Here is an 8,756-nt window from a genome sequence, read left to right on the forward strand (position 1 = left end):
TTGTAATAGCATTACACCGTATTTTGTATCAAGTTTTTCTTTTACAGAGTTTAATGCTCTTTCAGCAAGACCTTCTTCAACACCGATTCCAGCAAGAACACAGAAACCTTGTGGCTCGATGAAGATTTGACCATCTTCGCATTCTTTAGAACCAATCTTTTCGCTATATGCATCATATGCACGAAGGAACCATTCGCCGTCCCAACCGCTTTCAAGAACAGTTGCGTACATCTTGTCTACTGCAGCAAGAGCACGGTCAGCTTCTGCTTGGTTGCCAGTTCTCTTACATAATTCAGCGTATTCTTTACCATATTTAACAAACATACCAGCAATGAATACAGATTCTGCTTTACCACTTTCGAAGTTAGAGCAAGTTTGGAAAGACTCACCTGGTGTTTTTGAGAAACAGTTAAGGTTTAGACAGTCATTCCAGTCAGCTCTACCGATTAGAGGTAAACCATGAGGTCCAAGGTTTGTATTTGTAAAGTCAAATGAACGTTTTAAATGTTCCATTAATGATTGCGCTTTTGTTTCATCATTATCAAATGGTACAGATTCATCTAAGATTCCGAAATCACCAGTTTCTTTGATGTATGCAGATACACAAGCAACTAACCATAGTGGATCATCGTTGAAACCACTACCGATATCCATGTTACCTTTTTTCGTAAGTGGTTGATATTGATGATAAGCACTACCATCTTCAAATTGTGTAGAAGCGATATCAATGATTCTTTCACGAGCACGATCTGGAATTAAATGTACGAATCCAAGTAAATCTTGACAGGAATCACGGAATCCCATACCACGTCCAGTACCTGATTCGTAGTAAGAAGCAGAACGGGACATATTAAATGTAACCATACATTGATATTGGTTCCAAGTATTAATCATTCTAGTTAATTTATCATCGCTAGTTTGAACAGTGTATTTTGATAATAAGCTAGTCCAGTGTTCTTTTAATTCATTAAGAGCTGCTTCTACTTGCTCATTTGTTTCGAATTTTGCTAACATTTCTTTTGCAGGAGCTTTGTTGATTACGCCAGGAGCTTCCCATTTGTTGTCTTCGTCATTTTCAAGATATCCTAATACGAAGATATATGTTTTTTCTTCACCTGGTTGTAATGTAACATTAATGTTGTGAGAACCGATAGGAGCCCATCCACTTGCTTTTGAGTTAGTAGATTTGCCTTGTTCTACAACGATTGGACGGTTAACGCCACGGTATGCACCAAGGAAAGAATCACGGTCAGTATCATAACCATCAATAGCAGTATTTACTGAATATACAGCATAGTGATTTCTTCTCTCTCTGTATTCTGTCTTATGATAGAAAGCAGAACCTTCAATTTCAACTTCACCGATACTGAAGTTTCTTTGGAAGTTTGTCATATCATCAACAGCGTTCCATAAACAGAATTCAATATATGAGAATAAAGAGATATCTTTAGCTTTGTCACTAGTATTCTTTAATGTTAAGCGGTTGATTTCGCAGTTTGTGCTTAGTGGAACAAAAGCAGTTAATTCAGCAGTTAAATCGTTCTTTTTTGATGCGAATACACTGTATCCAAGACCATGACGACAGCTATACTCATCAAGCTCTGTTTGAACTGGCTGCCAACCCGGATTCCAAACGGTATCACCATCTTTTATGTAGTAGTAACGACCATTTGTATCCATAGGTACGTTATTGTAACGGTAACGAGTTAAACGTAGTAATTTTGCATCTTTGTAGAAGCTGTATCCACCACATGTATTAGAGATTAAAGAGAAGAAATTCTCGCATCCTAAATAGTTAATCCATGGAAGTGGAGTAGTTGGTGAGGTAATAACGTATTCTTGTCTTGCGTCATCAAAAAAACCATATTTCATAGTATTCATTCTCCATTCTTTTAATTAAAATCCGTTAATAGAATCAGTTTGTGTTTTTGTTAAAGAAAAAATGTAACATAATAAAATACTGAAACGATTAAGTAAAAAGTTAAGGACATATCCTTTATAATGGATAGTATATAATATCTTTAAAGCAAAAGCAATAACAAAACATATTTTTGTACTGATTCCATAAAAAACACGAGAAATTATGTGGAAAGAGTACAAAAAAGTGGTATAAGACTTAGATTTCATAAGCATACTACATAAAGAGAAAGTACGATTCTTCTAGCACGAATCCGTAATTTTAAGTGGGAAAACTGCTAGGTGGTATATAAAATAACGAAAATAAAGAATGTAATTGAGTGAAAGAGAGGAGAAGTGTCGGGATAATATCAGATTTTTGTGCATTTTATATTAAAATATAGAGAAAAAACTAGGTATATATTGCAATAATACAAGAAATGTGATAAAGTTAATTAACGAAAACGTTTAAGAAAGAACAGGAAATACGACGTAAAAAAGAAAATGAATAGGAATGAGGTTTGTATCTACATAAAAACGATACAGCTAATTTGCGAATTCATAGTAATTGGTGTATAATATCAAAGGTATAGCCGTTATTTGGGGGAAATGAAGATGGTATCAATGAAAGATATTGCATTAAAATGTAAGGTGTCTATTGCAACAGTTAGTAAAGCCTTAAATGATCATAGTGATATTAGTCAGGAAAAAAAGCAAATAATTAAAGACACAGCAAAGGAGATGGGATATTTTCCAAATTCAGCTGCTCGTGCTTTGAAAACAAACCGTACCTATAATATAGGTGTGTTATTTGTTGATGATGCAAATAGTGGACTTACGCACGAATATTTTGCAAGTGTGTTAGAAGGATTTAAAGTAGAGGCAGAGAAGAATGGTTATGATATTACATTTATCAATCATCGTATTGGAGTTCGTAAGATGTCTTATCTCGAACATTGTAAGTATCGAGGTGTTGATGGTGTTGTAGCTGCCTGCGTAAATTTTAATCGTCCAGAAGTAATTGAATTAATTGAAAGTGATATTCCAGTCGTTACGATTGACCATATATTTAATAATAGAACTGCGATTATTTCCGATAATGTTAAGGGGATGCATGACCTTGTAGAATATGTATATCAGTCAGGTCATAGAAAAATCGCTTATATACATGGTGCAGATTCTTCTGTTACAAATGGCCGTTTGGCGAGTTTTTATCGAACATTAGAAGAGTTGAAGGTTGAGATACCTGATGAGTATGTAAAAGAAGGTGCTTACCGTGATACACAGAAAGCGGAAGAACTAACGAGAGAATTATTACAGTTAAAGGAACGTCCAACATGCATATTCTATCCAGATGATTTTGCATGTATTGGTGGAATTAATGTAATTAAGGGATTAGGATATCAAATTCCAGAGGATATCTCTGTTGTTGGTTACGATGGACTAACTATTTCGGAAGTTTTAGAACCAAAGTTAACGACGTTGAAGCAAGATACTGCTAAATTAGGAAGAGAGGCAGCTCATCATTTGGTTAATTTAATTGAAAAGCCAAGAACAACAGTGATTGAGCGTATTGTTGTGCAAGGAAAAATGCAGTTAGGTAAATCGGTAAAAAATCAAAAGTAAGATGTTTTTTATTTTACAATTGATTATTTGTACAAAATGTTAATGCTTTTTTTATACAAATTCAATTATGCTTTCTTGACATTTACATAGGTACATGTTATACTTCACAAGAACGAAATGTGAATGTTAGGCAAAATGTCTAACAAAATGGTATTAGGATTGGTTGTTTATTTCGTTGTACGTAATTGTTTTGTTGAAAAAGTTTGAGAGAGTATAGATTGATTCTAGCAATCGTTTCTTCAATATAGATGTTATAGAAAAGTACACATAAGAAATAATATAAATGCGATGTTTCACTTAATTAAGGCGCTCTTAGTCCGAGGTTGTAAGGTCTAAGGGTTTTTTTGTGGGAATCTACTTCGGCGCTGATTCTTATACACATGTAAGAACAGAAAGGATTAAGTATAGAATATGGATACAATTAGATTTGAGGAGTTAAATTTATCAGCACCTTTATTAAAAGGAATCGTTGAGATGGGATTTGAGCAAGCAAGTCCGATACAAGCAAAGGCAATACCTGCAGTATTAGCAGGAGGCGACATTATTGGTCAAGCACAAACAGGAACAGGAAAGACAGCAGCTTTCGGTATTCCATTGCTTGAATCAATTGATACAAAGAACAAACACCTTCAAGCGGTAGTTCTTTGCCCTACAAGAGAGTTAGCAATCCAAGTTGCAGAAGAAATTCGTAAAATAGCAAAATTCCTTCATGGAATTAAGATATTACCTATTTACGGTGGTCAAGATATTACAAAACAAATCCGTTCTCTTAAAGCTGGAACACAAGTTGTAATTGGAACACCAGGTCGTGTAATGGACCATATGAGAAGAAAGACAGTTAAGTTTAATGAAGTTAAGATGATTGTTCTTGATGAAGCAGATGAAATGCTTAACATGGGATTCCGTGAGGATATCGAAACAATCCTTAAAGAAATGCCAGAAGAACGTCAAACTGTATTATTCTCAGCAACTATGCCAAAGCCAATTATGGATATTGCAAGCACATACCAAAAAGATGCAAGCATTATTAAAGTTGTTAAGAAGGAATTAACAGTTCCTAAGATTGAACAATACTACTATGAAGTAAAACCTAAGAATAAGCAGGAAGTATTATCAAGATTACTTGATATGTATGATCCTAAATTATCTTTAGTATTCTGTAATACAAAGAAAATGGTAGATGAATTAGTTACAGATTTAAAGGGTAGAGGATATTTTGCAGAAGGTCTTCATGGTGATTTAAAACAACAACAAAGAGACCGTGTAATGAATGGATTCCGTAATGGAAAGACAGAAATCTTAGTAGCAACAGATGTTGCAGCTAGAGGTATCGATGTTGACGATGTAGAAGCAGTATTTAACTATGATGTACCACAGGATGATGAATTCTACGTTCACCGTATCGGAAGAACAGGTCGTGCAGGAAGAGAAGGTAAAGCCTTTACATTTGTTGTTGGTAAAGAAGTTTACAAATTAAAAGATATTCAAAGATACTGTAAAACTAAGATTATCTGCCAACCAATTCCATCGATTAATGATGTTGCAAGTACAAAGGTTGAGAAAGTTCTTAATCAAATCGATGAGATTATCAAATCAGAAGATTTAAGTAAGATGGTAGACTTAATCGAAACTAGAGTAAATGATGAAGACTATACTTCACTTGATGTTGCAGCAGCATTCTTAAAATTAGCAATGGGTAATAATGATTCAAACGATTCGTTATCATCATCAGAAGCAGTTGATTTTGGAGATACTGGCGCTAGAGAAGGAATGGTTCGTTTATTCGTTAATATTGGTAAAAAGCAAAATGCTAGACCAGGGGATATCCTTGGAGCGATTGCCGGTGAAACTGGAATGCCAGGTAAATTAATTGGAACGATTGATATGTTTGATAAATATACATTTGTTGAAGTTCCAGGAGAATACGCGAATGAAGTAATTCAAGTTATGAAAGATGCTAAAATCAAAGGTAAGAGTATTAATATCGAACCTGCGAACAGAAAGTAACCAACAAATAAATAATAATATAGATAAGGGCTGCCCGTAGTTTTACGTGGCAGTCTTATTTTTGCTTTGCAGGTTATTTTCGTGTACTTGTGTAGGTGGAGATGTTCTATGCAAAACTTTGTTGTTTTTAGAGCTTCTTCGCTACTGCCATATAATACGAAACACGCTACACACCTAAGTACTTCTAAGTGTGTAAGAACAGTTATTGAAAGTTTGCGGAAACGCCTTCGATTCGGCATCCTGCCTCAGCTCAGGCTGGCTCGGCGTCCATGCCTCGCCTTCCTAGGTTGTGGTTATACACACTAAGAAGTACTATAGGTGTTTCGCTATCGTTTCTTTATTATAGGGCAGTAGCGAAGAAGCAGGGGAGGTAATGAAGTTTTGCATGGTAGTGTATTGATACACAAGTACGGTAAGTTGATCGATGGGTAACTATATAAAGAACATAGACGTATAAAGAACAGAAACGTATAAAGAGTAGAAATATATAAAGAGAAGTTCTTCAAGAAGGTTATAGGGATTTATTACTAGGGTTGTTTTTAAATAGAACTTATTAGAACTTAGAAGTTTGAAGTAATTAATCTGCCAAACTAGTTCCTGTCTATAAGTTTAGTTAATTTATTAAGCAGAAATATAATTAAGAATTAATTAAATAAACAAAAAATTAATTGATTATTATAACAACTCAAGTTACAATGAAGGTAGATGTTAAAATAATTATAAGGTTAATTATAGGAGGACTAATATGGCAATTACATATTTGGAGAATAGTAAAACATTTAAGTTGGATACAAAGAAATCAACGTATATGATTGCAATCGTTGATGAAGAGCAATTTGTGGGACATGTTTATTATGGAAAGAGAATTGAAGATGAGGATATGTCGTATCTGCTTCGTATCTATGAGGCTCCTTTTGTTCCGACGAAGAATAATAGAGATCGTGGTTCGTTCTATGATACATTTCCAACGGAATATTCTACACATGGGGTTGGAGACTATCGGGAATCGGCGTTGAAGATGCGAAGTGAAGAGGGATATACAGCGGGTAGATTACAGTATGTAGGCTATGAGATAAGGAACGGAAAGGCTAAGCTAGAAGGTTTACCAGCTACATTCGGAGATGATGTTAGCTGTATGACATTGTCGATTACATGCGTAGATGTATTTACGGGAGTGCAAGTAGTATTGTCTTATAGTGTGTTTGAAAAGGAAGATGTTATAACAAGGGATGTTAAGATTATAAATGAAACTGATAAATCTGTAATGCTTGAGAAAGTATATTCTTGTTGTATGGATTTTGATGGTACGGATTACGATGTAATTACATTACATGGTTCATGGGCTAGGGAAAGACATGTTCAGCGTTCTCCACTTTCTCTTGGAAAGCAAGGCGTGAATTCGGTACGTGGAGAGTCTAGTCATCAAGAACATCCATTTATGGCATTGTGTAAGAGAGAAGCGACAGAAGATTTTGGTGAAGTGTATGGGTTTAGTTTTGTGTACTCTGGAAACTTTAATGCACAAGCGGAAGGAACACAGTTTAATGCAACGCGTGTATTAATGGGAATTAATCCAGAAGAATTTCATTGGTCACTAAAAGCAGGTGAGAAGTTCCAAGCACCAGAGGTTGTAATGACGTACTCTAGCGAAGGAATTGGTCAGATGACTCGTAACTTCCATAATATCTACAGAAGACATCTAATTCGTAGCAAATACAAAGATCAAAAACGTCCAATTCTAATTAACAACTGGGAAGCAACATACTTTGATTTTAATAAAGAAAAATTAATTTCTATTGCAAAACAAGCTTCGGAACTTGGCATTGAGATGTTAGTAATGGACGATGGTTGGTTTGGAAATCGTTATGATGATAATCGTGCTCTAGGTGATTGGTTTGTTAACGAAGAGAAAATCGAAGGTGGATTACAGTCATTAGTTGAGGAAGTAAATGCACTTGGAATGAAATTTGGTATCTGGTTTGAGCCGGAGATGATTTCTCCAGAGTCGAAACTATATGAAGAACATCCAGACTGGGCGATTCAAGTCAAAGGAAAACCAATGACGTTGAGTAGAAATCAGTATGTTCTTGATATGGGACGCAAAGAGGTACGTGATTGCATATACAGCCGTGTGAAGGCGATTCTTACAAGTGCCAATATCGAATATGTGAAATGGGATATGAATCGTCAATTAACGAATCTAGGAAGTGATGTGCTAAGTAGTGAGCAGATGGGCGAATTGTCACATCGCTATGTTCTTGGTGTGTATGAGATGATGGAACAATTAGTTACGGATTTCCCTGACTTATTATTAGAGAATTGTTCTGGTGGTGGTGCAAGATTTGATGCAGGTATGCTTTACTATAGCCCTCAGATTTGGTGCTCGGATAATACGGATGCGATTGAGCGTTTGGAAATCCAACGTGGTACATCGATGGTTTATCCGTTGTCTACAATGGGTGCGCATGTTAGTGATTGCCCTAACCACGCTACAGGCAGAGTAACACCATTTAAGACTAGAGGTCATGTTGCGCTATCTGGTACATTTGGATATGAGTTAGACGTAACGAAGATTCCTGCAGAAGATAGAGAGATGATTCCTGAGCAAGTTGCAATGTATCACCAATATGCGAGATTAATCCAAAGTGGTGATTACTATAGAATTGCAAATGTGGCGGATACAAAATATTTTGACTGCTATGAAGTGGTTGCTGAGGATAAGAGTGAGGCATTAGTAACGTATGTACAAGTTATGAATCTTGCCAATTCCCATAGCAGGCGTATTCGTTTGAAAGGTCTTCAGGAAGATGCTAGTTATGCATGGGAAGGTACTGATGTGGTAATGACAGGAGCAGCATATATGAACGCGGGTATTTTAATTCCTCAGATGTGGGGGGATTACCAGTCTACACTTATCCATCTTGTTCGCCAGTAGGTATAGAAAGGAGCAACCACTTTTTAAGTGATTGCTCCTTGACTAAGTTTGTGTTTATACACTAATTCACCTGCTAAATCTACCCCATCTGATCTTATTGGTGTTCCTGTTCTATTATACAATATTGCATTTACTTGAAATGTCTATTACAATTGCTATAAAATAATACAGTATAGTTTGGAGCAGAACATATGGAAGATAAAAATCGGTTTGATATGGTTTGTGATATGGTGGTTAACTCGGTTGTTACAAGAGAGGGGATTGGAACGTTGAGCGAGAAGACGTTGCATTC

4 protein-coding genes are annotated in these 8,756 nt (G+C 35.7%); 3 read left to right on the forward strand and 1 reads right to left on the reverse strand.

Annotated elements, in window-relative coordinates; all coding sequences use genetic code 11:
- The coding region (locus RMR19_RS16725) for a GH36-type glycosyl hydrolase domain-containing protein (protein ID WP_310604644.1) at window positions 1–1,872 on the reverse strand (1,872 nt) is incomplete at its 3' end.
- Window positions 1,873–2,511: 639 nt separating this feature from the next.
- On the opposite strand from RMR19_RS16725, the gene RMR19_RS16730 reads away from it, so the two are divergent.
- The 3 genes from RMR19_RS16730 (at window position 2,512) to RMR19_RS16740 (ending at window position 8,464) form a co-directional block, all read left to right on the forward strand.
- On the forward strand, window positions 2,512–3,522 hold the full coding sequence (locus tag RMR19_RS16730) for a LacI family DNA-binding transcriptional regulator (protein ID WP_310604645.1): 1,011 nt from the start codon (window positions 2,512–2,514) through the stop codon (window positions 3,520–3,522).
- A 411-nt stretch (window positions 3,523–3,933) separates the two neighbouring features.
- Window positions 3,934–5,529: a DEAD/DEAH box helicase gene (locus RMR19_RS16735; protein WP_310604646.1), complete on the forward strand. Its 1,596-nt coding sequence runs from the start codon at window positions 3,934–3,936 to the stop codon at window positions 5,527–5,529.
- A gap of 745 nt (window positions 5,530–6,274) precedes the next feature.
- Window positions 6,275–8,464 carry an alpha-galactosidase gene (locus RMR19_RS16740; protein ID WP_310604647.1) on the forward strand — a complete coding sequence of 730 codons (2,190 nt, stop codon included), beginning with the start codon at window positions 6,275–6,277 and terminating at the stop codon, window positions 8,462–8,464.
- The last annotated feature ends 292 nt before the right edge of the window (window positions 8,465–8,756 follow it).

Origin of the sequence: Anaerosporobacter sp. (assembly GCF_031551385.1) — a bacterium.
In the GTDB taxonomy this organism is placed as follows: domain Bacteria; phylum Bacillota; class Clostridia; order Lachnospirales; family Lachnospiraceae; genus Anaerosporobacter.

Coding starts and splice junctions, on each gene's coding strand:
- RMR19_RS16730 (WP_310604645.1), top strand. CDS start 2,512: ATGGTATCAATGAAAGATATTGCATTAAAATGTAAGGTGTCTATTGCA.
- RMR19_RS16735 (WP_310604646.1), top strand. CDS start 3,934: ATGGATACAATTAGATTTGAGGAGTTAAATTTATCAGCACCTTTATTA.
- RMR19_RS16740 (WP_310604647.1), top strand. CDS start 6,275: ATGGCAATTACATATTTGGAGAATAGTAAAACATTTAAGTTGGATACA.